Source organism: Saccharopolyspora hattusasensis (assembly GCF_050972075.1).
In the GTDB taxonomy this organism is placed as follows: domain Bacteria; phylum Actinomycetota; class Actinomycetes; order Mycobacteriales; family Pseudonocardiaceae; genus Saccharopolyspora; species Saccharopolyspora hattusasensis.
Window position 1 is genome coordinate 6059005 of sequence record NZ_JBPCDC010000001.1, and the last position, 22933, is coordinate 6081937.

Here is a 22933-nt window from a genome sequence, read left to right on the forward strand (position 1 = left end):
GGAGGTGGACGATGCTGAATTTCATCCATCTGCAGACCTTGCAGGCCGTCCTCGAGACGGGGTCGCTCAGCGCCGCCGGGAAGAAGCTCGGGTACACGACCTCCGCTGTCTCACAACAGATCTCAGCACTGGAACGCAGCCTGGGCGTTCAGCTGTTCGAGCGCGGGCCGCGCAACCTCTGGCCCACTGCGGCGGCGCAGCAGGTCAATGAGATCGCGAGCGGCATCCTCGCCAGACTGGATGAGTTCGAGGAGGAGATGCGAGGCGCCGCCCGCGGCGATCGCGGGCGACTCCGACTCGCCTCGTTCCCCAGCATCGGCTCCCGTCTGCTGCCGCGGGCCCTGTCCCCGCTCGTGGCGCGGTTCCCGGACGCGGAGTTCACCGTCCACGACGAGACCCGGTCGTCAGCCATTGCCGAAACGATCCGCTCCATGAGAGCCGATCTCGGATTGGTCTTCGAGTACGACGCCGTCCCGGAAGCATGGCCCGACGACCTCGCCGTTCATCCGATCCTGGACGAGCAGATCGTCGTACTGGCGGGCGTGAACGGCAGCAGGTCGCTGGCTCCGACAGTCGATCTCGCCTCGCTCTCGGACAAAATCTGGGTCGCCAACAGGCCGGACTCGACGGGTCGGGCGAACCTGGAGTACTGGTGCTCCCAGGCCGGGTTCGCCCCCCACGTCAGGTTCGAGACGAACGACTTCGACGTGATCCGGGGAATCGTGCGCGAGAACCTTGCCATTGCGTTTGTGCCGGCGCTCGCGCTAGGGGTAGATCCCACCATCACGATGCATCGCATTTCCGGTCGGCGCCCTCGGCGCAAGATCCGGGCTGTGCATCGGTCGGCAGATCAAAACCCCCTGCTCGTTGAGACGATCGCAGCGATCAACGAAGCAGCGGATCATTTCATCACGTGGACGAAGAGTGGATTCGGTACGGACACCGTCCACGAGGCCCTGGCCGCCCGCGGCCGACCGAGCCGGTAGATCCCGCCTGGAGACATGGCAGATTCAGGTTTGCTGACCTGAGAGCGCGTCCTGGTTCTGCTGAGCGGAGACCTGCGCTTTGCGTGTCCGGCCCGCGCTGACCGTCATCGACGACGAGCGGACTCCGTCGTTGATTCGCTCGCCCGCGTCCTTTTGAGCCTTGAAGAAGGAGTGCACCGCATGACAATCGTCCCCACTTGGAAGTTGAGGGCCCGCTTCGCGGCGGCGTTGTCGAGCATGTATGCGCAGGAGGTCCCGGCGTACGGCGACCTCGTGGAGGTCTCCGCGTCGGTCAACCGCGACGTGCTTGCCCGGCAGGGGGACAGCGCGGAGCGGCTCGGGAGCATCGAGCGGGTCACCGCCGAACGGCATGGAGCGATCCGCGTCGGGACCCCGCGGGAGCTGGCGCAGGTAGCGCGAATCTTCGCCGCGCTCGGGATGTACCCGGTCGGCTTCTATGATCTGCGAGAGGCCGCCCGCAGCGCTGTCCCGGTCGTGTCGACCGCATTCCGTCCGATTGACGGCGACGAACTGGCCCGCAACCCGTTTCGCGTGTTCACCTCCATGCTCGCCGTCGACGACGAACGGTTCTTCGACGATGACCTCCGCGCGCGGCTGCGAAACTTCCTCCATTCCCGCGAGCTGTTCCCACCGGCGCTCCTCAAGCTTGCGTCGCGGGCCGAGGCCGCAGGGGGACTGCTTTCCGACGAGGCCGAGTTGTTCCTTCAGCACGCGGTGGGTGCTTTCAAACTCTCGCCGCAGCCCGTCGACAGGTCCTGGTACGAAGAGTTGGAGAGGGTCTCGGCGGTCGCCGCGGACATCGGCGGTGTTCGGAATACTCACATCAACCACCTGACTCCGCGGGTGCTGGACATCGATGAGCTCTACCGCAGGATGAACGACCGCGGTATCACCATGATCGACGCCATCCAGGGCCCACCGCGGTGGCAGGGCCCAGACGTCCTGCTCCGGCAGACGTCCTTCAAGGCGCTCGCAGAGCCACGCCTGATGCGGGCGCAGGACGGTTCGGTCAGTCAGGGAACGCTGCGCGTCCGCTTCGGCGAGGTCGAGGCACGGGGTATCGCCTTGACCAGCAGTGGCCGGGCTCGTTACGACGCCCTGCTTGTTGAGACCGCCGCAAGGCGGACGCCCCCAATGTGGATAGGGACGCGATCGCTCGACAGGTGTGGAGCGAGGGCTTCCCGAACAACGAACAAACGCTCGACGACGAGGGACTCGGTTTCTTCACCTATCAGCTGGCACCCGACCGCCCGGTCGGTCGCGAGAGGCCTCCTGCCTCGATCCGTGAACTGCGCGAGGCGGGTTGGGTACGAGCGGAACCGGTCGTCTACGAGGACTTCCTGCCCCGGTCTGCGGCTGGAATCTTCCAGTCGAACCTGACCGGCGAAGGATCCCGCGACGCGAACCAGGCAGGAGCGACCTACGACATGAACTGGATGGCCGCCGCCATCGACCGTCCTGTGCACGACCCGTTCGAGCTCTACGAACAGCAGCGGATCGCCTCCATCCAGGCCATCGCACAATCGCTGGATCTAGCCGGTGCCATTTCCTGACCCCTTCCGCAACCGACCAATCGACGAGAAGGCCTCATGACCAACACAACGGCATTCCTGCCCAACACCGACACGCTCTTTGAGCGCGCGCTCCGCGCCCTGCGCAACGTCGGCGCGAGCGTTCCTCGCGGCCACGGCGTGCACGGTCGAACCCCGTTGACGGGTGCGAACCTCTTCGAACTGCAGGCATGCACAGCGGATGACGCAGCGGCGGCCGTCGACGCGGCGCAGGCCGCGTTCCTGCAGTGGCGGACCGTTCCCGCCCCGCGCCGGGGCGAGCTGGTCCGCCGGCTCGGTGAGCTCCTCCGCCGGCACAAGACCGACCTGGCCGACCTGATCACGATCGAGGTCGGCAAGATCCGCTCCGAGGCCCTCGGCGAGGTTCAGGAGATGATCGACATCTGCGAGTTCGCCGCGGGCCTGTCACGGCAGCTGTACGGCAAGACCATCGCCTCGGAGAGGCCCGGCCACCGCCTCGCCGAGACCTGGCACCCGCTCGGCGTCGTCGGTGTGATCTCCGCATTCAACTTCCCCGCAGCCGTGTGGTCGTGGAACACCGCGATCGCGCTGGTGTGCGGCGACACCGTGGTCTGGAAACCGTCCGAGCTCACCCCGCTCATCTCACTGGCGGCCAACCACCTCCTCGCCCGGGCCTGCGACGAGACCGGTGTTCCCCAAGACGTCCACCGGCTCGTCCTCGGCGACCGCGGCGTCGGCGAGCAACTGGTCGACAACCCCGCTGTGGCACTGGTCAGCGCGACGGGCTCGACCCGGATGGGACGGGAGGTCGGGCCGCGGGTTGCAGCGCGGTTCGGACGGTCGCTGCTCGAACTCGGCGGAAACAATGCGGCCATCGTCGCACCGACCGCGGACATCGACCTCGCCACGCAGGCCATCGTGTTCGCTGCTGCGGGCACCGCAGGCCAGCGGTGCACGACCCTGCGCCGCATCATCGTCCACGCGGACATCGCCGAGGAGCTGCTGGATCGGCTGACCGCTGCCTACGCCAAGCTGCCGATCGGGAACCCCTTCGACGACGGCACATTGGTCGGGCCGCTGATCAACACAGCCGCGTTCGACTCGATGCAGGACGCGATCACGCGAGCCCAAGGCGAAGGCGGGAGCTTGCTGGTCGGGGGCGGCCGGCGGCTGGCCGAGGAGGCACCTGACGCCGCGTTCGTCGAGCCGGCAATCGTGCGGATCTCCGACCAGAACGGTGTCGCCCGCGAGGAGACCTTCGCCCCGCTCGTCTACGTTCTGACCTACAGCGACTTCGACGAAGCGCTGCGCCTGCACAACGATGTGCCGCAGGGACTGTCTTCCTGCATCTTCACCAACGACCAGCGCGAGGCAGAGCGCTTCTTGGCCGCCGACGGCTCGGACTGCGGCATCGCCAACGTCAACATCGGAACATCCGGCGCGGAGATCGGTGGAGCCTTCGGCGGAGAGAAGGAAACCGGCGGCGGACGCGAGTCTGGCAGCGACGCTTGGCGGTCCTACATGCGGCGCTCCACCAACATTGTCAACTACTCCACCGAGCTGGCCCTCGCGCAGAACGTCACCTTCCTCTGACCACCGGTCAAGGCCGTTGGTCCTGCTGCGGCAACGAGCCCGCAGCAGGACCAACATCGAAGGGTGGCGGAGCTGCGCTCGGCATGCCGCGGTTGTTTAAAGATCCTTTTCGGTTTTTGGGTAAGATGGCATATAGGGAAAGGCGGGTGTGACCCGCAGCGTTTGGGCTGAAACCTTTTCAACAGGAGTAATGAACATGCCGATTTACAGCGCTGAAATCAATGAAGCTCGGTTGATTCCGGGGCTCGGCAACAAGACATGAAAGAAATGGAAGCATTGGCGGATCTTCTTGTCAAACGTATGAAAAAATATCTCCTCACTGAGGCCATGAGCCGACAATGGGAACAAAAGAGAAGCCGATCTTAGTCGTGGCCCCGCCACCCGCAGCGATGCCCCGCACCCACGGTGCGGGGCATCGCCACATCACGGACACTGTGCGGCTTGTTCACATCACGACGCTTGTTCACATCAGCCGTTACAGTGCGTACAGGGCGATTGGGGCGTTTGTTTTGATCATGGCCATCAGGTGGCCCGCGAGAAGGGCCTGAAGCTTCATAGCCTGTTCCCGCAGAATCCCGCGGAAATCGTGTCCATCATGGCTTGGGTTGAGCTGGTGGGGCGTGTCTGGCTTGATCTTGTTGGCTTGATCGTCGATCATTGTGGCCGTGTCCGTACCGCCCGAGCAGCCTGCGCCGTCGTATGAGCAGCTTGCGGAATTGGTGACGGCGCTGTCGGCCGAGGTGGCGGCACTGCGGGCGGAGAACGCGGAGCTGAAGCGCAGGTTGGGGATGGATTCGACGAATTCCTCGACCCCGCCGTAGCAGGATTCGCTTGCGGCCAAGGGGAAACGCCGCGCGCAGCGCTCACAGCGGGTGCGATCGAAGGACCGTAAGCCGGGCGGCCAACCCGGGCATCCAGGCTCGGGTTTGCAGCGTGTGGTGAAGCTGGATCGCAGTGAGACCGCGCCCGAGCCTGCGTAGTGTTCGGGCTGTGGCACGGATCTGGCAGAGGGCCGGGATGCGGGGATGTCTTGGACGCAGGTCTGGGATACCCCATCGATCCGGCTGCAGCGGGTGCAGTACCGGCTGCCGAAATGGCAGTGTGGCAGTTGCGGGAAGACCACGACCGCGGCGGTGCCTTTCGGGCAGGCCGGGGCGGTGTGCTACGGGCCGAACGTCAACGCCGCGGCGGTCCTGCTGTCCTCGACCGGGAATGTGCCGGTGGAGCGCACCGCGACGCTGATGGAAGCGTTGCTGGGCGCTGCAGTGTCGACCGGGTTCGTCGCCCGCGCGCACGAACGTGTCGCTGAGGCGTTGGATCAGGCAGGATTCGATGACGCGATGCGCGCCGTGCTGGCCGCCGAACCGGTGCTGTGCGCGGACGAAACACCGGTCAACATCGCGTACCCCGACACTGGCGAGGACGGCGACCTGCTAGCCGACCTGCGTGCCCGCTACGACAAAGCCGTCGCTTGGGGAATCGCCACCAACCGCCACCGCGACTGGGACAAAGGCAACCACCCTGGCTACAACCTCGCCACCCGACTGGCCGGCAAAGCCGGCCAAGTCTGGCTGTTCACCAGGGTGTTCGCGGTGCCCTGGACCAACAACGCCTCGGAACAAGCACTCAAAAGCCCGAAATTGCACCAGAAAGTCTCCGGCTACTGGCACACCCTGGCCACCCTGGCCCGGTTCTGCCGAGTCCGTTCCTACCTGACCAGCGCCACCAACCACGGGCGACGCGCCATCGACGCCATCCACGCCGCCCTCACCGGCAACCCCTGGATGCCACCGGTCACAGCCTGACCACAAAGATCAAACCGCCCAGCGTCCTGTTCAGCCCTGAATGGACACCGGAAATCCCAGTGCAGCATCGTCACGCCGGCCATCACGAAGTCCGCGATGACATCACCGTGGATACCGCGGGCCTTGGTCACCGTGACGCTGCCTAGCCGGTCCCGGACCGCAAGCAGCGAATCGACGCCGGCGCCGGTGCACTGAAACCACCGCAGCTTGCCGGCTCGCTCGAACACCTCCACTGGGAAGCGGAGGGCAAGCAGCGCGTCCGCCTCCCCAATGTGCCGCTCAAGCCTGTCGGAGTCCGGTGCAATGATGGCGCGAACCTGTGGGAAACGGTCCCCGATAAGCCGCGCATTGGATTCAGCGGCGGGATGACTCAGGACAATCGGCAGCTCCGCTTGTCCACGCCCATTGCGCGAGGCATCCGACGTGGGCGTGCGGGCAACCGCCACCCGTGAGCTGGACCGGATGAGGCGGGCCGGGCTGGACTTCCACCTGGGCATCATCGCGCTCGCCCGCTCGCCAAGCCTCGACACCTTCGCGGCGAAGCTGTTCACCCAGCTCCACCTCGCCTACCACCAGACCACCGACCCGGCCGAATTCCACGCCTCATACTTCAAGCGCAACGCCCAGATCTGCACGCTGCTCGAGGAAGGCCGAAACACCGAGGCATCCAACGAGATGCGCCGGTACCTCCAAGACGCCCAGGCACACCTGCTGAGCGCGATCAGCACCCGAGACTGAACGGGCGACGGCTGGCCGCCGCTTCGCAGGGATCTCAACCACGTTCATCCGGCGTCGCGCGGTGAACGGGATCCTCCTCGCCGCGGGGCCGAACCGGCGTAGGGATTCGTCCACCGCCAGCCACCGCTGCGCGGGCGCGCGGGAGACAGCCTCAGGGCCGGTTCATTCGTCGATGCGCTTGCGGTAGGTCTCTTCGAGCAGCAGCGCGCACACCACGGAGATGACTGCGGAGGCGATGACGTAGACCGAGATGGAGTCCGTGTTCCCCGTCGCCGTCACCAGCCACGCCGCCACCAGCGGTGCCGGTGTGCTGGTCACGATTCCGGACAGCTGGAACGCTAGCGACGCCCCGGTGTAACGCATGCGCAACGGGTATTGCTCGGTGTAGAGCGGCCCGTTGATCCCGCCGGTCGCCGCGTGTCCGATCCCGAGGGCCCCGATCATGGCAAGCCAGACGAGTGGCTGGGTCTCCGAGCTGAGCAGGGCGAAGAACGGGAATGCCCAGGCACCGATGAACAGAGACCCGAAGATGTAAACCGGTTTCCGCCCGATGCGGTCCGACAACGCGGCGAAGACGGGCTGCATGACCAGGTCGACGGCGGCCGCGATCATCAGGGCTTCCAGCAGGAAGGATCGAGGCATCCCCAACTGCTCGGTCGCGTAGGATCCGGTGTAGACGGTGAAGATGTAGTAGCCCGTGTTGCACGCGAACTGGACGAGCGCGAGAAGAATGGTTTTGCGCTTGGCAGTGGCCAGGACCTCCGCGATCGGGAGCTGTGCGGCCCTGGTTTCCTCCACCTGCTGGCGGAATGCCTTGGGGTCCTCGAGCACGGTGCGCAGCCAGTATCCGACCACCACCAACGCGATGCTGAGCAGGAATGGAACCCGCCAGCCCCAGCTGAAGAAGGCTTCGTCCGGCAGCGTCGAGGCCAGCGCGACGACAGCGGTGGAGAGCAACAGCCCGGCGGGCACACCCATCTGAACAGCAGCACCGTACAACCCGCGTCGCCTGGGCGGTGCGTGTTCGACGACGATCAGCGCCGCGCCGCCCCATTCCCCACCGAGCGCCAGCCCCTGGACCATCCTCAGCAGGATCAGCAGGATCGGTGCGAAGATTCCGGCCGCCGCGTAGGACGGCAGAACTCCGATGAGGAAGGTGCTGCCGCCCATCATGATGAGCGTGATCATCAGCATCTTCTTACGGCTGAACCGGTCGCCGAAGTGGCCGAAGACCACCCCGCCGATGGGCCGCAGGAGCCACGAGACGGAGAAACTGGCCAGGGATGCGAACGTGGCCACGCCGGGCGAGAGGTTGCTGAAGAAGACCCGGGGGAAGATCAGTGCCGACGCCGTTCCGTAGAGGAAGTAGTCGTACCACTCGATCGTTGTCCCGATGAACGACGCGCGGGCGGCTCGCCGCACCTGCGAGAGCTGTTCGGCGGTGGATGTCCTGGTCGCCTCGGAGTGTGGTGACAACTCCAAGTCCGCAGGCTTCTGGCTCATGGCGTCAGTCCTTCTGGTGTGACGACGGGGCGAGGTGGAGGTTGAGTTCTGTTGAGTGGTGGCGGCGAGTGGGTGCTGCCATGGGCCCCTTCCGATCTGCCGGGAACGGGGCGAACGGGTTTTACTCGAGCGCCTTTTTGTCGACGTGGTGACGGGTGTGTGCGAGGGCGCGGACCTTGTCCTCGTCGACGTCGATTCCGAGCCCTGGACCGAGCGGAGGAAGGACAGCGCCGCGTTCGTACCCGATGCCATCGTGCGTGAGGTCATCGACTAGGAGTTGCGGGCCGAACAATTCGCAGCCGTAGGACAACGGGATCCCTGAGCCTGCGAACGCGAGGTAGGCGGCAGTTCCGATGCTGCTCTCGATCATGCATCCGAGGTATCCCTCGATGCCCGACGTTTCCGCTACAGCGGCAACATGGCGGGCTTGCTCCAGGCTGCCGTGCTTGGCGACCTTGTAGACGAACACACGAGCAGCATCGGAGCCGGCGAGCGCCGTCGCGTCAGCGAGTGTTTGCAGGGACTCGTCTGCGGCGATCGGTATCCGGGTCGCGGTTTGCAGCGCGGCCATCCCGGCGATGTCATCCGCGGCCAAGGGTTGTTCGACGAAGGCGATGTCGAGCTGCTCCAGTACTGGCAACGCGCGGCCGGCTTGGGCGCGGCTCCAGCCCTGGTTAGCGTCGATCCGCAGCGAGACGTGGGGCCCCAGCGCTTCTCGAATGGCCGTGACGCGGGCGAGTTCGGCATGCAGCGGAAGAGCGCCAGCTTTGATCTTGAATATTTCGAATCCGGCTTCCCGTCGCTCGGCCGCTTCAACGATGTCCTGCTCGACGGTGCGCCCTGCGAGGCTCCAGCTCAGCGGTATCGTGCCAGGGTGGTGGCCGCCCCACAGAGCGCCGAGCGGGATACCCAGGGTACGAGCGCGGAGGTCCGCGAGTGCGATGTCCAACGCCGCCTTGGCGAACCGGTTGCCGCGGATATCGGCATGTGCGTCGACAAGGCCGCACGCGGAGTGGATCGGGCGACCGACCAGCCGCGGCAGGAGGTACTTGGCGAGCGTCGCGACGACGGATTCGGCGCTTTCCTCCGACCAGTGCGGCCCACCGAGCAGGGTCACCTCGCCCCAGCCGCTAGTTCCGTCGTCGGAGGTTGCGCGGACGACGACGAGATCGGCCACCACCGCGGTGCCGAAGGACATGACGTGCCCTCGGCGTAGTTTGACCGGGACATGCCAGACGTCGAGGCCGACGATCTTGGGGCTTATGACGCCGAAACCCGCGACCGGCGCATCCGGTCCGGCTTCAGTAAGGTCGCTACAAGTCATCGCATCGCATCCTTCGTTCCGCCGCGCTGTCGCGGTTGGTCAACATATCCCGGTGGGTCGATTGGCGACCGCCGCGCGGTGTGCACTTTGTAGCTCCGTGTCCCAGCTCACAGCAAGGGAGTCTGGAACAGTTCTTCTTCACGGCCGTTCAGGAGATCTGCAGCATGCTTGATCCGAAACGTCGGTGAAACACGATCCAAATAAAATCTCAGCCACCGATCGCCTGGTGTAAATCTCCACTCCGATCGCATACGCACCAGTGTTCGAGTCGGACTGTCCTTTCGAATCCAGTCGGATCAGGCGTTTGTGCTCATGGTCAGGCGTGTGCTTATCAGTGGTTGGACGTGCTGCTGCCGCACTTGGCTGGCGTGGTGGCTGAGAGGATCGATCAGACCGTACGCTGACCCGTGTTGTACTGCGCTGAACGGTGCCGAGCTGCACTGCCTTGACCTGCGTTTTCTCTGTTTCTGCAGCTCACTGTCTCTGTGGACACAACTTCGCTCCCATGAGGGAGCAGTGGGACGGTCTGATCCGTGACTTCGGCTAGACCCTGAAGCGCGAGAACAAGTCGGCCAACACCATCGAGATCTACAGCTCGACGGCGCGCCGGTTCGCCGACTGGGTTGAGGCACACGACCGGCTCGGCTTTCCCGCCGACGTCGTGCGCGCCGACGTTGGCGACTGGATCATCGAGCTGCTGGAAACCCGCAAACCCTCGACGGCCAACGGCCGATTCCGCGCGCTGCAACAGTTCTGGAACTTCCTTGTCGACGAGGAAGAGATCACGACCTCGCCCATGACCGGGATGAAACCGCCGCACGTGCCGGAGTCCCCGGTACCTGTCATTCCATTGACGAGCATCAAGGCGTTGCTCAAACAGTGCGACGGCCGAGACATGATCAGCCCTCGGGATCCGCGATCATCCGTCTGCTCATCGACACGGTGGCCGGCCGTCGGAAGTCGTCGGCATCATGGTCGACGATCTCGACGTGGACCAAGACCAGGTGCTTGTCCTCGGCAAGGGCAGCCGCCCGGGAGGTCTCCGTCCTGTACGAGAACGAAATCAGGGAACTGATCTTCCTGTCCGCCGTCCCGAGGTCAAGTCCATTAAGGAACGCGTCAGGCAAGTTCCGAAGGAGATCCGCCAGCGTGGCGGCTACATCAGCCCGCAAGCCACGGACGGCCAGCTTGTCGACTTGCAGGACGAGGTCGCCCGCAAGCAGCGCGAGCGCGCCGCGGTCAGCGAAGCCCGGATGCGGGCACTCAACGCCGCCCGGGGCGTGGTCGATTCGATCAGTTCGGCCGCATCGAACTGTCCTGGATGCTCGGCACCGAACCGGAGCTGGACCCGAGACCAAGCCTCTGACGGTGAGCATCTACCTCAGTAAGGATCGGCGGCTGACCGCCGCGCAATGCCGGAAGCTCGCGCCGGTCACGGGGGCGGCAGGTCAAGAAGTTCTACGTCGAGAGGTACGGCGAAAAGCCGCCGGTCATCGAGGGCATCGTGGGCCGCCACACCGTGACGGTGGCGCAGTACCAGGAACAGCACCGGCCGCTGTTCGACGCTGCCTGGGAACTGCTCCGCGACCAGCTGCCTGACGCCGCCTGACCAACCCGAGCCACCTCAACGGGCATCGCAACCGCGGTGCCCGTTTTCTATTGCAGGAGGAAAACCCCGCCATCGCGACGTAGCGGCGACGGAGCCGCCCATCGAGCATCCGCCCAGGACGACCAGCGGCAGCTCCAACCGGTCCAGCAGGGCCAGGATGTCGGCGGCCGGACTTTCCGCTACCGATCCGACGCGCCGCCGCGGCGAAGGTCGTCACCTGGCCGTGAGTGATTTTGGGTGCCATAGCACCGAAAAACGCTCACGGGCATTCGGTGGAGGCGCGACGAAGTTGGTCGAGGCTATGGCGTGTCGGTGAGCCCAGCCAGGGTCAAGCCTTTGGCCGAGATTCGGGTTGCTTCCTCCACGTGCTTGGCTAGCACGCTGATGACCAGTGCTGGGCCCCCTGCCAAGGGGAGTAGGCAACTACCTGGGGCCAGTAGTTGTGCTGGTACGTCGTGCGTGGCGCTGTGCCACCACAGGTCGGGGCGGACGAGCAGGGTTTGTTGCAGCACTTGGGCTCCAGCGGTGATGGCCGGCCCCATGCTGCCCGGGGCCTCGTCTCCGATGGCGGTTTCTTGGTCCCACAACGGTTTTCCGTTGAGCGTGACCCTGATGTGGGAGAGAGCCATGGCCGGGAGCCTGCCGTGCAGGCCCAGCGCCAGGGTCTCCCGGTAGATGAGGCTGGCGCCATCGCGGAGTTCAATGCTGGTGGTGGTGTGGTGACGACTACCTCCGCCGTAGATGGTTGGTTGCGGTGCCCACAGGAGACGTCCGCCGGTATCGACATGGATGTGCGTTGCGATATGGGAGGGGTGCTGGTCGGAGGAGGGCAGCGCGACGGCGGCTGCGGCACTGCCGAATTCCAGGGCCGCACCGCGTCCCACATCGACGTCGACGGTGTAGTGGTCGCCGCCCAGCGGGCCGGCGCAGGAGCCGCTCATGAGCACCCGGAGTGGCGCGGTGTCGGCTCGGCCGACCTGCTGGAGGTGGTAAGGGGGCTCTCCGAACATCTGGGTTGGCACGGTCAGGCCCCGTTTTCCCTGCCGGACGGTGAGGCGGGCCCGCGCACGAATGCCGGTTCGCCCCACGGTGGGAGCGGCAGAGCGGGTCATGATCGTCCGGAACGGGCCGGTTGCCGCACGTCTAGCAGATGCCGAATCCAGTCGACCACGTGCGAGGCAGCCGGGTCCTGCTGCAGGGAGTTCATGACCGTGGGTCGGCCTTCCCTTCTGGCTTGGCCGTCATGGATCATGCGGTCGGGGTCGGCACCCACATAGGGCGCCAGGTCGACCTTGTTGATGACGAGGAGGTCTGCGCTGGTGACCCCCAGACCGCCTTTGCGGGGAACGTCGTCGCCGCCGGCAACATCGAGTACGAAGATCCAGGCGTCCACCAGCCCCCGGCTGAAGGTCATGGTGAGATTGTCGCCGCCGCTTTCGATGAGCAGCAGGTCCAGGGGCTCGCCGTCTTGGGCCCGCGCCTTCCTTGCCAACTCTTCGGCGGCTTCCAGGTTGGCCGAAATGTCGTCGCGTACGGCGCTGTGGGGGCAGGCTCCTGTCTCCACGGCGACGATGCGTTCGGGCGGGAGTGCGCCCCGGTTTTTGAGGTAGTCGGCGTCCTCGGTGGTGTAGATGTCATTGGTCACGACACCCAGTCGAAGCTGTTCCCGTAGCTGTTCACAGATCGCGGCCACCAGTGCGGTCTTGCCGACTCCGACCGGGCCGCCGATGCCCACCCACAGGCCCCGTTCGGCTGGGTCTCCCGGTGGGGCCGCGACTGGGGTGCTGACCGTTCCACCACCCCAGTGCAGATTATGGTTGTCGTCACGATGCAAAGAGATGCACCTCCATGGCGGCGTGTTGTTCGGCGTAGACCTCAAGCAAGGGTGCGGCCCTGGACGGCAGCGTCCCGGCGGCGACGAGCATGGCCGCGTTGTCGGCGACGGCATCCGCCGCACCCGACAGTTCCGCCAGCACTCCGGAGACTTGGAACGGGTCCAGGCCCAGGAGCCGGAGAGCGGCTGCGGCCGGAGTGGTGATGGAGTCGACTGCCGCCAGCAGCGCCGCCTCGCGCGGGGTGAGTTCGGCCGCAGCCGACAGGCATCCCAGGACCACCGGGTGGTGCGGACCGTCTGGCGTTTCTGCAGCGGCAGCCAGCCGCTGGGACCACCACAGGTGCCGTGCTGTGCGCAGCATCTGCCGGCCAAGCCGCCGGGAGATGGACCGCAGCGCCGGCGAAGGCGTGCGGGCATCCGCCTCGGCGTCCAGGTGCGCAAGGTCAGCGCCGCTGGCGGCGGCTGCGGCCAGTCCCGCCGCAGTGCTGCCGGTGGTGTGCAGCCGGCCCCGGCAGAACTCCCGCAGTTCGTCAATGGTGCGCACCACTCCGGTCGCGACCGCAGTCTCGACTCCGCCTGAGTGCGCGTGGCCACCGGTAGGCAGTCGACCATCAGCCAGCAGAAGCGCTGCTGCGTGCAGGATGGGCATGCGAGCGCTCCTAGAACAGGGAATACCGTTGCGTCATCGGAATACGTTCCGGTGGTGATGCTGGCGCCGGATACTCCTGGCCGTCGATGGTCACGACGTAGGAGTCCTCCGCGTTCTCCTCCTTGTTCCCGACGTGAATCGTGGGCAGGGCAGCGTTTTTCTTCATGTTCTTCTTGTTCAGTTCACCGGTCGGTTTGATCGGCACCCACGGCGTTTCGGTTCCGAGGGCGTCTTTGCTGGGCGTCGCCACCGGAGCCACGAACACGCGCGTGCACGAGGTCACCGCCTTGCCCGAACTGCCCCAGTTGATGCGCCCCCAGTAGGGCTCCGGCTGCGACACGGATGCGTTCGGGTCACCACACACTGCCCAGACCTGAACTCCGGCCTGCAACACCATCTCGGCGCGGACTCCGAAAAACCGCGGATCCCACAGCACCAGGTCCGCGTACTTGCCGACCTCAATGGACCCGATGTCGTCGTCCATGCCTTGGGCGATCGCCGGATTGATGGTGTACTTGGCGATGTAGCGCTTGGCACGCTCGTTGTCGTGGCGCATGTCCATGTCGCCGGCCTGATCCCGGTCCGGGAACTGCCCCTGCATCGTGTCGGCCCAGTACTGCTTCATCACGTGAGCCGTCTGCCAGGTGCGCATCACCAGTTCCCCGACACGTCCCATGGCCAGCGCGTCGGAACTGGTGATGGACAGCGCTCCGAGATCGTGCAGCACGTTCTCCGCGAAGATGGTGTGCCGCCGGACCCGGCTTTCGGCGAAGGCGATGTCGTTCGGGTCTCGCGAGTTCAGATGGTGCGCAAGGATCACCATCCACTTGGCCTCCGCGGCGGTGTTCCTCGTCAATGGCAGGGTCGGATTCGTCGACGCCGGAAGAACTTTGTCCATCGATGCCAACTGCAGGATATCGGGGGCGTGCCCGCCGCCGGATCCCTCGGTATGAAAGCTGTGAATGCTGCGGCCACTGTTTCTGATGACCTGCGCTGTGCTTTCGTAGAACCCGGCCTCGTTGAGGGTGTCCGAATGCAGTGACACCTGCAGCCCGAACTCGTTCGCTGCGGCGAGCGCATCTCTGAGGGCTACCGGGGTCGCCCCCCAGTCTTCGTGGATCTTCAGGCCGCAGGCACCCGCCTTGGCCTGGCTTTCCAGCGCCTTCCACGCTTGTTGGCCGCCGCCTGCGCTGCCTTTGCCATGCAGACCGATGTTGAGCGGCACGGTGTCCATTGCCTTGATCGCCTGTTGAATGTTCCAGGCGCCAGGGGTCGCGGTCGTTGCCAGACTGCCGGTGGCCATTCCCGTGCCGCCACCAACGCAGGTGGTGATACCACCGCTGAGCGCATGCGCGGCCAGCTCAGGCAGAAGGAAGTGCACGTGCGTGTCGATCGCCCCGGCCGTGAGGATCTTTCCGTTGCCGGCGATGATCTCGGTCTCCGGGCCGATCACGAGATCGTTCACCGGGTCATTTGTGTGGGTCTTGATCGGAAGATCTGCGGCCCGCACATCGCTCATGCACTGGGGGTTACCTGCTTTGCCGATGGCGTAAATCTTGCCGTCCCGCAGCGCCACGTCCGCCTTGACGATGCCCCACCAGTCCAGGATCAGCGCGCCGGTGATGACCGTGTCCGGGGTGCCTTGCTCACGGGAGGAGGAGGCTTGGCCCATCGACTCGCGGATGACCTTGCCGCCGCCGAACACCACCTCGTTGCCGCTGCCGTGCTGGCCCCGGCTGTAGTCTTCCTCGACCTCGATGCAGATGTCAGTGTCGGCCAGCCGGACTCGGTCGCCCTTCGTGGGGCCGAAGCTCTCGCAGTAGGCCTGTCGGTCAATCGTCCTGACGGGGGTGGGCAGCGGGACGGGTTGATCCGTCCCGTGAAGCCGCTTCAGGGAGGCGGGAAACTCCCGCGAATCACGCCCGGTTTCCTCGCTCATCACGCGTCTCCCCTGGCAGTGTCCGAGCCACGCACGGCATCCTGACCAACCGAAGCCGACTGAAAGGTTTCGGCGTCGTCTGAGTCTTTTTCCTGCTCTGGGTACCAGACCCAGTTCTTGAGGTTTCCTCGCGTGCTCAGCCCTGTTACCGTCCCGTCACCGGCGAGCGCCACGAGGGGCACCTCGTAGGTGCATCCCGGCTCGAACCGCCACGCTGTCCCCGCCCGGATATCCAGTCGGTATCCGGCGGTCCGTTTCCGTTTTTCTTCCTCGCTGACCGGATCCCCGTCTGCGCCGGCAAGGACCGCGAGACCTTTTGGCCCGGTTATTACCGCCGGCCCGACGTTCGCCGAGGCGTCGGACTCGGTGTTGGCGTACCCGGAGTTGGCCTCGTAGAAGTGGAAGTGTGACCCTACCTGAATGGCCCGGGTTCCGAAGTTCTTGACCCACACCGTGCGCCGCCACGGCATACCCTCCGGCAGAGGCGGAGGCGGGACGGGTTCGTCGTTGAAGGAAACGGGCTCGTCACCGGGGATCACTTGCCCGGGAACCATGCTCACACCGACACCTCGTCCTGCTGGATCGGCTTTTGCAGCACAACCATCTTGGTGCCATCCGGAAATGTCGCTTCGACGGCGAGGTCACGCATCATCTCGGGCACCCCTTCCATACATTCGCTGTGCCGTACCACCTTGGTGGCGCTGTCCATGAGTTGCGGAACGTCCTGACGGCCGGCTCGGGCTTCTTCCAGAATGTAGGCAGTGATGATCGCCATCGCCTCGGGATAGTTGAGCTGAACTCCTTGGGAACGCCGCGTGCGGGCAAGGTCGGCGGCAACATGCACCAGCAACATTTCACGATCTCTCGGGGACAAACGCATGGATGGCGCCTCCACTTGAATCTGGTTCGGGCGCACGCGCGGACGCGTGCTGCACTTCGGGAAAGACAATCAGCTCGTAGGGACTTGCGCCCTCAATCTGAGCAACTCGCACGGGTATGTCTCAAAGCGCCGACACCAGCGCTGTGCACTGTCGGCTTGTCCCCAGCGGAGCTTCGGGAGGCACCACCGCCGTCCGCATTCGGTGCATCATGGCAACGGTGGCGTGAAGATCGCATGCGATCGCGATATGGCCGCAGGAAGTGACTTCGTCAGAGCCGGCACATGCCGCTTGAGGGGGATCACAACCCGGAATGACAGTGGCGGGCCCGACAAACAGAGGTGTCGGGAGCCGTCCCGTATTCGGGCGTGGCGTAGTCCTTCTGCGGGATAAAGCCGCAACACTCGGGGCGTTCGATGAGCACAGTGCGACCCTAGAGCAAGAGCGGGCAGCCCTTGCTCTGGCAGAAGCATGAAAGATTAACCCATTCGGGTGGTTACATGCTGCGACGAGCACATCGGAGTGGGGTATGGAGTGTGCGCCTGCCAACAGATGTGCCAGCGCCGCATAGCAGAAATTCCATAGTGGACATTGATTGTCCTTTGATTTCCGGGTTGGGTTGGGGCATTTCTCATGCTGCCGGAGTGAATGTTCCTGGGCGGCGGTTGAGATTTCCTGCTCAATTGGGACCCTCGGTAAACGACGAGTCTTCGGTGCCGGTCAGTGCGTGTCGTGGCCGCGAGGTAGTCGGCCCAGCTGGTGTTCGCAGGGCTAAGAAGCGCGCCCCAACTTCCGGAGGTCCATTGTGGACTATCGCTGGGGCGTAGAGCGTCCGGGCACCCGGACCCTGGACCTGGCCGGCACCACGTTGTTGCCGGGCCTGACCGATGCCCAGTGCATCTGAACCTTCCGGGAGACGGGTCCGAGTTCGAGGCCTGGGCGCGGGAGAGCGATGGGGTGCTGGTCGCGGCCAGCGACCACGCCGCCCGGATCGCGCTGGAGGCGGGCATCACGACGCTTCGGGACACCGGTTCGCGTGGCAGCACCGTTTTCGACCTGCGCCGGGCCGCCGAGCTCGGCCGGGGACGCATTCCCCGGCTGCTCATCTGCGGCCACCCGCTGACCATCACCGGCGGCCATACCTGGCCGTTCGGTGGCGAGGCGGATGGCGTCGAGGGGGTCCGCGGGGCGGTGCGGCGGCTGAACAAGGCGGGCGCCGACTGGATCAAGGTGATCGGCTCGGGTGGGGGCACGAAAGGCACCCTGGTGCACCGGGCGGCCTTCACCCGGGCCGAGCTCGCCGCGATCGCCGAGGAGGCCCACCGGCTCGAGCTCAAGGTGACCGTGCACACCGTCTGCGCCGAGTCGCTCGAGGACGCCATCGAGGCAGGTGTGGACGGCATCGAACACGGCCTGTTCCTGGGCTCCCGTCCTGGAAGTCGTGGATCTCGTGGCCGAGTTTCCGTCCGGCAACGGGCATGTCACCGTGATCGACGGGGTGAGCTTCTCGGTCGCGCCCGGCGCGAGCGTCGGCCTGGTCGGCGAGTCGGGCTCGGGGAAGAGCATGACCGCGATGTCGGTCGTCGGGATGCTCCCGGCCCCCGGGCGGGCAACGGGTGGTTCGGTGCGCTTCCGCGGTCAGGACATTACCGACGCCTCCGGGAAGTCGATGCGTGCGTTGCGGGGCAAGGAGATCGGCCTTGTCCTGCAGGACCCGATGACGGCGTTGAACCCGGTACAGCGAATCGGCTCCCAGATCGTGGAGGCGATCCGCGCGCATCAGCACATCGCCAAGTCCGCCGCGCAGGCGCGGGCCGTCGAACTACTCGGACAGCTGGGCATCCCGTCGCCGGAGAAGCGGTTCCACGAGTACCCACACCGGCTGAGCGGCGGCATGCGGCAGCGGGTGGTCCTCGCGATCGCCCTGGCCAACGATCCCAGCCTGCTCGTGCTCGACGAACCCACCACCGCGCTCGACGTGACGGTGCACGCAGATCCTGGACCTGATCAAGGAGCTGCGGTCCCGGGTCGCCACGGCGATCGTGATGATCACCCACGATGTGGGTGTGGTGACCGAGATCTGCGACGAGGTCATCGTGATGTACGGGGGCGGGTGATGGAGCACGCGTCTGCCGCGCGGCTGCTCACCGATCCGCTGCACCCCTACACGATCGGCCTGCTCGGTGCGGTGCCCTCGGCCGAGCGCAGGGGAAAGCCGTTCGCGACCATCCCCGGGGTGGTCCCCTCGCCGGCCGGCATGCCGCGCGGCTGCCCCTTTTCCAACCGGTGCACGAAGGTCATGACCATATGTCAGGACAGGCCGCCGGTGATTCGGTTCCCCGACGGGCGATCGGTCGCGTGCTGGCTGTATGAACACGTCGGCGTCTCGAACGAGGAGGTGGCACATGGTTGAGGTTCCGCTCCTGGAACTCCGGGACGTGCGAACGCACTTCTCGGTGAAAAACCGGGATGGTGGCCGCTCGCGCGGCATCGTGAAGGCCGTCGACGGGGTCTCGTTCACCATCCGCGAGGGCGAAACCCTGGGCCTGGTCGGCGAATCGGGCTGTGGTAAGAGCACGCTCGGGCGCACGATCATGAACCTGGAGCGGGCGAGTTCCGGCTCGATCCGCCTGGCCGGTCAGGACATCACCCGAGCCGGGCCCCGTACGCTTCAGCGGACCCGCGCGCAGGTGCAGATGATCTTCCAGGACCCGATGAGCTCCCTGGACCCCCGGATGCGCGTGGAGCGGATCGTCGGCGAGGGCCTTGCCGTCCAGGGGGTTGGCCGCCGGGAGCGGGCCGCGAGCGTGGCCGAGGCGCTGGAACGCGTCGGTCTACGCCGTGACCAGATGCGGCGTTATCCACAGCAGTTCAGCGGCGGTCAGCGGCAGCGGATCGGGATCGCCCGCGCGCTGGTGATGAACCCGAAGCTGGTGATCGCCGACGAGGCCGTCTCCGCGCTGGACGTGTCGGTCCAGGCGCAGGTGCTCAATCTCATGAGTGACCTGCAACGGGATCTGGGTCTGGCGTATCTGTTCATCTCGCACGACCTCGCCGTTGTCGAGCATGTGAGCAAGCGCGTCGGGGTGATGTATCTCGGGAAACTGGTGGAGTTGGCCGAGACGGGGGCGCTCTACGCGAACCCGCGCATGCCCTACACGGAGGCGTTGCTCTCCGCGATCCCGGCAGGCGAGGCCGGCGGCCGGGAGCGAATCGTGCTCTCGGGAAGTCTGCCCAGCCCGCTTGACCCGCCGAGTGGCTGCCGTTTCCGTACTCGCTGTTGGAAGGCTCGGGATGTGTGTGCTGTCGAAGAGCCCGCGCTGCGCGAGGTTCGGCCAGGCCATTGGGCCGCGTGTCACTTCGCCGATGCATGATCGACGAGATCAAGTGCATACTCGGCGGACGATCGCATCTGCGAGCCGCATGCCGTGCGACATGAGGGAGATGTTGGTATGGCGAACTGGGATTTCGCTGCTGGTGACCGGGAGCGAAACGACAGACCGAGTTCGTGCTGGGTGACTCCCGGAAAGCCGATCTCGATGCGATCGATCTCCGGCTGCTGAACCTGCTCGCCGATGACGCCCGGGCCAGCCAGCGCAAGATCGCCCGGGAGTTGCGTATCTCCGCCCCAACCGTCGGTGAGCGCATTGCGCGGCTCGAACGCGAAGGCGTGATCCGCGGTTACCGAGCGGAGGTGGACTGGGGTGCGCTCGGCTTCCCGATGCAGGTGTTCGCCTCCATCATCGCTGCCTCCAACCAGGCGACCGTGCTGAAGGCGCTGCACGAGATCCGGGAGGTCGAGCAGGTGTCCGTGGTCACTGGCTCGATGGATCTGCTGGCGCGACTGCGGGTGCGAGACCCAACGCACCTGCGCAAGGTTCTGCTGGAGGCGATCTGGCAGATTCCCGGTGTGGTTCGGGTCGAAACCCTGGTGAGTCTTGCCGAGACGACCCATAAGGACTACCTGCAGGGGATGATCGGCGTGCTGCAAGGGGATCAGGAGTCCTGAGCGCGGGGTGTGCGCGGTGCAGGACCAAGGCCCGTGAGCGTTTTTCGGTGCTATGGCACCCAAAATCACTCACGGCCAGGTGGCGACCTTCGCCGCGGCGGCGTGTGGGGTCCGACGACCGCCACGATCAGACCACCGATCAGCATCCGCCAGAGTCGGGTCAGCAGTCTGCAGCGGGAGAGGAACCCGATGGTGAGCCCAACCGCCACGGCGACGGGCATGAACGCGAAGCTGATCGGGTTGAACACACCCTTGATCAGGCTTTGGAGATGCCCACGACCGCGCCGACCCATGGACCGGCGATCATGGCCACGACGCCGGTCCCGATGGTGTCGACGTAGATCGGTAAGCGCAACAGGGTGGCAATTTCCGCGGCCACGAAGTTGATCGATACCCCGACGGGATCAACAGCATCGACAACAGTGTGAAGTCGTGTCGCAGGCCCCGTGGGGCGTGATGAACGGTAATCATGCGGAGCCTCCTCGGCAAAGTGGAGGGGTAGTGAGGGTCGAACGCAACAGACGGACGAAGAGGTCGGCATCGGCGTCGAGGGCGACGTCGGCTCCGGCCGGGCGACCGGAACGGTCATGGGTGTCGATGACCGTGCGGCCGTACGTGTACTCGCCGGTCTGCTCGACGACGACGTTCGCTCTGGTCAGCCTCAAGACGTTCGGATCGACGAGGTAGGCGAGGCAGAGCGGGTCGTGCACTGGTGCCGTGTTCGGTACGGCCATCGGTTGGGTCTTGGCGTAGCCCTCGATCCGTTCCCGGATCAGGACCGCAGCGAGGGTAGCCGCGGCCGTACCGGATGCCGCGAGCTCGTCGCAGTCGGCGGCCGAGACCAAGGCCCGGTGTGTGGCGTCGAGGGTGACGAGCGTCAGCCGCGGGAAACCCGCGCTCAGCACGATCGCGGCGGCCGCGGGATCGTGCCAGATGTTGGCCTCCGCGGCCGGGGTCACATTGCCGACCTCGTGGCCGCCGCCCATGATCACCAGCTCGGGGACGTTCGCGGCGATCGCCGGATCGAGGATCAAGGCGGCGGCCAGGTTGGTCAGCGGCGCGGTGGCGACCAGGACGACGTCCGACGGACGCCGGTAGGTCTCCAGCAGGTACTCCACCGCGCCGGTCTCCGCCGTGCGGAGAGAGGTCGGCGGGGCGGCGAACTTCGCCCTGTGGACCAGGTGCCCAGTGCGCTTGCCTGGATCCGGGCCGTGGTGCAGTCGTGCGGGTCCGATCGGGGCGCCCAGGCCACTGTGCACGGGCACGTCCGAGCGACCGATGGCGTCGAGGACGCGCAAAGTGTTGTCCGTGCAGACCTCGACGGGAAGGTTGCCGCACACAGTGGTGCAGCCGACGAGCTCGAGGTCCGGATGGAGCGCGGCCAACATGATCGCCACGGCATCATCACTACCGGTGTCAACGTCCAGAGTCACCTTCACAGAAGGGTCCCTTCAGGTCGGCAGCCGCACGAGCGGCGCAGAATCAGGTGCGGGGGAAACGAGGGGTAGCCGGCCGCGCCAGCCCCGCCGGCCAGGGCCGGCCGTTGAGCACATAGCTCACCACGGCGGGCGATGTGCCCGCCAAGCATGCGCGTCGAGTCATGGCTTCGCTCATGACTTGACCAACGAAGGCGCCGTCGCGGCCTCGAGCCGGGCCGATGCCGCAGCGACGGCCGCGACAGCGGCAGCTGTCAACGAGTATCCGGCAGCAAGCCGCGCAGCCAGCATCCCCACGAACTCGTCTCCCGCACCCACCGTGCTCCCGACAGACGCGACGCCAACCGCCGGGACATGAGTAACGCCGCCATCGGCCGCGACGAAAGCGCCGTCCGCGCCCGCGGTGACCACGACATCGCAGGCGAAGAACGCCGACAACCCGTCGGCCCCGACCGAAGGACCCGTGGCCGGGGAACCGGGCCGGCCAATCGCCGCCAGCAGCGTGGCCGCCTCGTGCTCATTAACCACGAGAGGATTCACGACGCTCAAAAGCTGGAAGTCCAGCTCGCGAAACGGAGCGAGGTTGAGCACGACGCGAACGCCTATTTCCCCGGCTCGGCACAAGATCTCTTCGAGTGTCTCCCGTGACACCTCACCCTGGCACAGCACCAGGTTAGCGGCAGCCATCTCTCCCACGAGCACCTCGACGTCCGCTGGCGTCATGGCGGTGTTCGCTCCGGGAATAACGACGATCTGATTCTCTCCCGCAGAGTCCACGGCGATGTGCGCGGCGCCCGTCGGGTAGCCGCTCACGGTCCGCACAAGCGAAGTGTCGATGCCAGCCGAGTCCAGCGCCGAGCGGACGACGTCTGCGGACTCGTCGTCACCAATTCGGCCGGCGAGCCTAACGGCCGCGCCCGCGCGGGCCGCGGCGGCGGCCTGGTTTGCGCCCTTGCCTCCGAGCTCAGTGTGGAAGCCGTGATCATTTCTGGCCTGTCGATGATCAAACCGCGTGTGCTGCGGGGGGTTCTGGCCGCGATGGAAGCGGCGCCCGCCAGCGAGCTCTGGTCACTGTTC

21 protein-coding genes and 4 pseudogenes are annotated in these 22933 nt (G+C 65.8%); 11 read left to right on the forward strand and 14 right to left on the reverse strand.

Features of this window, described 5'->3' with window-relative positions; translation table 11 throughout:
• Nucleotides 1-11: 11 nt before the first annotated feature.
• Nucleotides 12-986 carry a LysR family transcriptional regulator gene (locus ACRXBZ_RS29040; protein ID WP_433881767.1) on the forward strand — a complete coding sequence of 325 codons (975 nt, stop codon included), beginning with the start codon at nucleotides 12-14 and terminating at the stop codon, nucleotides 984-986.
• Nucleotides 987-1010: 24 nt separating this feature from the next.
• Here the strand turns inward: ACRXBZ_RS29040 and ACRXBZ_RS29045 are convergent, their stop codons facing one another.
• On the reverse strand, nucleotides 1011-1163 hold the full coding sequence (locus ACRXBZ_RS29045; RefSeq protein ID WP_433881768.1) for a hypothetical protein: 153 nt from the start codon (nucleotides 1161-1163) through the stop codon (nucleotides 1011-1013).
• Nucleotides 1164-1166: 3 nt separating this feature from the next.
• Here ACRXBZ_RS29045 and ACRXBZ_RS29050 point away from each other — a divergent pair.
• The 4 genes and pseudogenes from ACRXBZ_RS29050 to amaB all read left to right on the forward strand — a co-directional run.
• Nucleotides 1167-2123 (forward strand): annotated as a pseudogene (locus ACRXBZ_RS29050) (VOC family protein); the annotation flags it as partial.
• A gap of 47 nt (nucleotides 2124-2170) precedes the next feature.
• Nucleotides 2171-2323 (forward strand): annotated as a pseudogene (locus ACRXBZ_RS42185) (hypothetical protein); the annotation flags it as partial.
• 111 nt (nucleotides 2324-2434) lie between these two features.
• Nucleotides 2435-2560: a hypothetical protein gene (locus tag ACRXBZ_RS29055; protein ID WP_433884163.1), complete on the forward strand. Its 126-nt coding sequence runs from the start codon at nucleotides 2435-2437 to the stop codon at nucleotides 2558-2560.
• A gap of 36 nt (nucleotides 2561-2596) precedes the next feature.
• Nucleotides 2597-4132 (forward strand): L-piperidine-6-carboxylate dehydrogenase, encoded by a 1536-nt coding sequence (gene amaB / locus ACRXBZ_RS29060; protein ID WP_433881769.1) that lies wholly within the window; start codon nucleotides 2597-2599, stop codon nucleotides 4130-4132.
• A 475-nt stretch (nucleotides 4133-4607) separates the two neighbouring features.
• Here amaB and ACRXBZ_RS29065 read toward each other — a convergent pair whose 3' ends face one another.
• A complete protein-coding gene (locus tag ACRXBZ_RS29065) occupies nucleotides 4608-4973 on the reverse strand; it encodes a hypothetical protein (RefSeq protein WP_433881770.1) in 366 nt (121 codons plus the stop codon).
• Nucleotides 4974-5157: 184 nt separating this feature from the next.
• Between ACRXBZ_RS29065 and ACRXBZ_RS29070 the strand changes: the two genes are divergently transcribed.
• Both ACRXBZ_RS29070 and ACRXBZ_RS29075 read left to right on the forward strand, forming a co-directional pair.
• Nucleotides 5158-5937 carry an IS66 family transposase gene (locus ACRXBZ_RS29070; protein WP_433881771.1) on the forward strand — a complete coding sequence of 260 codons (780 nt, stop codon included), beginning with the start codon at nucleotides 5158-5160 and terminating at the stop codon, nucleotides 5935-5937.
• 405 nt (nucleotides 5938-6342) lie between these two features.
• Nucleotides 6343-6675, forward strand: a complete 333-nt coding sequence (locus ACRXBZ_RS29075) for an FCD domain-containing protein (RefSeq protein ID WP_433881772.1) — start codon at nucleotides 6343-6345, stop codon at nucleotides 6673-6675.
• Nucleotides 6676-6837: 162 nt separating this feature from the next.
• Here the strand turns inward: ACRXBZ_RS29075 and ACRXBZ_RS29080 are convergent, their stop codons facing one another.
• From ACRXBZ_RS29080 to ACRXBZ_RS29120, 9 genes are all read right to left on the reverse strand, one after another.
• Nucleotides 6838-8178 carry an MFS transporter gene (locus tag ACRXBZ_RS29080; RefSeq protein ID WP_433881773.1) on the reverse strand — a complete coding sequence of 447 codons (1341 nt, stop codon included), beginning with the start codon at nucleotides 8176-8178 and terminating at the stop codon, nucleotides 6838-6840.
• 121 nt (nucleotides 8179-8299) lie between these two features.
• Nucleotides 8300-9502, reverse strand: coding sequence for a mandelate racemase/muconate lactonizing enzyme family protein (locus ACRXBZ_RS29085; RefSeq protein ID WP_433881774.1), 1203 nt, complete (start codon nucleotides 9500-9502; stop codon nucleotides 8300-8302).
• Nucleotides 9503-10401: 899 nt separating this feature from the next.
• Entirely contained in the window at nucleotides 10402-10629 is a 228-nt protein-coding gene (locus ACRXBZ_RS29090) for a hypothetical protein (protein WP_433881775.1), read from the reverse strand.
• A gap of 781 nt (nucleotides 10630-11410) precedes the next feature.
• Complete coding sequence (locus ACRXBZ_RS29095; RefSeq protein ID WP_433881776.1) at nucleotides 11411-12223, reverse strand: urease accessory protein UreD; 813 nt, start codon at nucleotides 12221-12223, stop codon at nucleotides 11411-11413.
• Nucleotides 12220-12921 carry an urease accessory protein UreG gene (ureG, locus tag ACRXBZ_RS29100; RefSeq protein ID WP_433884002.1) on the reverse strand — a complete coding sequence of 234 codons (702 nt, stop codon included), beginning with the start codon at nucleotides 12919-12921 and terminating at the stop codon, nucleotides 12220-12222. The genes ACRXBZ_RS29095 and ureG overlap by 4 nt, the downstream gene beginning before the upstream one ends.
• 13 nt (nucleotides 12922-12934) lie before the next feature.
• Entirely contained in the window at nucleotides 12935-13594 is a 660-nt protein-coding gene (locus ACRXBZ_RS29105) for an urease accessory protein UreF (RefSeq protein WP_168587155.1), read from the reverse strand.
• 10 nt (nucleotides 13595-13604) lie between these two features.
• Nucleotides 13605-15533, reverse strand: a complete 1929-nt coding sequence (gene ureC, locus ACRXBZ_RS29110; protein ID WP_433881777.1) for an urease subunit alpha — start codon at nucleotides 15531-15533, stop codon at nucleotides 13605-13607.
• Nucleotides 15533-16087, reverse strand: coding sequence for an urease subunit beta (locus ACRXBZ_RS29115; RefSeq protein ID WP_433884003.1), 555 nt, complete (start codon nucleotides 16085-16087; stop codon nucleotides 15533-15535). The genes ureC and ACRXBZ_RS29115 overlap by 1 nt, the downstream gene beginning before the upstream one ends.
• A gap of 2 nt (nucleotides 16088-16089) precedes the next feature.
• Nucleotides 16090-16413 (reverse strand): urease subunit gamma, encoded by a 324-nt coding sequence (locus ACRXBZ_RS29120; RefSeq protein WP_168587156.1) that lies wholly within the window; start codon nucleotides 16411-16413, stop codon nucleotides 16090-16092.
• A 955-nt stretch (nucleotides 16414-17368) separates the two neighbouring features.
• Between ACRXBZ_RS29120 and ACRXBZ_RS29125 the strand changes: the two are divergent.
• The 4 genes and pseudogenes from ACRXBZ_RS29125 to ACRXBZ_RS29140 form a co-directional block, all read left to right on the forward strand.
• Nucleotides 17369-17773: pseudogene (locus ACRXBZ_RS29125) on the forward strand (amidohydrolase family protein); the annotation flags it as partial.
• An 88-nt stretch (nucleotides 17774-17861) separates the two neighbouring features.
• The gene (locus ACRXBZ_RS29130; protein ID WP_433881778.1) at nucleotides 17862-18824 is read left to right on the forward strand and encodes an ABC transporter ATP-binding protein; all 963 of its coding nucleotides are present in this window, start codon (nucleotides 17862-17864) and stop codon (nucleotides 18822-18824) included.
• On the forward strand, nucleotides 18817-19785 hold the full coding sequence (locus tag ACRXBZ_RS29135) for an ABC transporter ATP-binding protein (protein ID WP_433881779.1): 969 nt from the start codon (nucleotides 18817-18819) through the stop codon (nucleotides 19783-19785). Before ACRXBZ_RS29130 ends, ACRXBZ_RS29135 begins: the two co-directional genes overlap by 8 nt.
• Before the next feature lie 134 nt (nucleotides 19786-19919).
• Nucleotides 19920-20420: an Lrp/AsnC family transcriptional regulator gene (locus ACRXBZ_RS29140; protein ID WP_433881780.1), complete on the forward strand. Its 501-nt coding sequence runs from the start codon at nucleotides 19920-19922 to the stop codon at nucleotides 20418-20420.
• Between the two features lie 256 nt (nucleotides 20421-20676).
• Here ACRXBZ_RS29140 and ACRXBZ_RS29145 read toward each other — a convergent pair whose 3' ends face one another.
• From ACRXBZ_RS29145 to ACRXBZ_RS29155, 3 genes and pseudogenes are all read right to left on the reverse strand, one after another.
• Nucleotides 20677-20799 (reverse strand): hypothetical protein, encoded by a 123-nt coding sequence (locus tag ACRXBZ_RS29145; protein ID WP_433881781.1) that lies wholly within the window; start codon nucleotides 20797-20799, stop codon nucleotides 20677-20679.
• 88 nt (nucleotides 20800-20887) lie between these two features.
• Nucleotides 20888-21859, reverse strand: a complete 972-nt coding sequence (locus ACRXBZ_RS29150) for a nucleoside hydrolase (RefSeq protein WP_433881782.1) — start codon at nucleotides 21857-21859, stop codon at nucleotides 20888-20890.
• Between the two features lie 171 nt (nucleotides 21860-22030).
• Nucleotides 22031-22831 (reverse strand): annotated as a pseudogene (locus ACRXBZ_RS29155) (PfkB family carbohydrate kinase); the annotation flags it as partial.
• Nucleotides 22832-22933 lie beyond the last annotated feature (102 nt).

Coding starts and splice junctions, on each gene's coding strand:
- ACRXBZ_RS29040 (WP_433881767.1), top strand. CDS start 12: ATGCTGAATTTCATCCATCTGCAGACCTTGCAGGCCGTCCTCGAGACG.
- ACRXBZ_RS29055 (WP_433884163.1), top strand. CDS start 2,435: ATGAACTGGATGGCCGCCGCCATCGACCGTCCTGTGCACGACCCGTTC.
- amaB (WP_433881769.1), top strand. CDS start 2,597: ATGACCAACACAACGGCATTCCTGCCCAACACCGACACGCTCTTTGAG.
- ACRXBZ_RS29070 (WP_433881771.1), top strand. CDS start 5,158: ATGTCTTGGACGCAGGTCTGGGATACCCCATCGATCCGGCTGCAGCGG.
- ACRXBZ_RS29080 (WP_433881773.1), bottom strand. CDS start 8,178: ATGAGCCAGAAGCCTGCGGACTTGGAGTTGTCACCACACTCCGAGGCG.
- ACRXBZ_RS29085 (WP_433881774.1), bottom strand. CDS start 9,502: ATGACTTGTAGCGACCTTACTGAAGCCGGACCGGATGCGCCGGTCGCG.
- ACRXBZ_RS29095 (WP_433881776.1), bottom strand. CDS start 12,223: ATGACCCGCTCTGCCGCTCCCACCGTGGGGCGAACCGGCATTCGTGCG.
- ACRXBZ_RS29105 (WP_168587155.1), bottom strand. CDS start 13,594: ATGCCCATCCTGCACGCAGCAGCGCTTCTGCTGGCTGATGGTCGACTG.
- ureC (WP_433881777.1), bottom strand. CDS start 15,533: ATGAGCGAGGAAACCGGGCGTGATTCGCGGGAGTTTCCCGCCTCCCTG.
- ACRXBZ_RS29115 (WP_433884003.1), bottom strand. CDS start 16,087: ATGGTTCCCGGGCAAGTGATCCCCGGTGACGAGCCCGTTTCCTTCAAC.
- ACRXBZ_RS29120 (WP_168587156.1), bottom strand. CDS start 16,413: ATGCGTTTGTCCCCGAGAGATCGTGAAATGTTGCTGGTGCATGTTGCC.
- ACRXBZ_RS29135 (WP_433881779.1), top strand. CDS start 18,817: ATGGTTGAGGTTCCGCTCCTGGAACTCCGGGACGTGCGAACGCACTTC.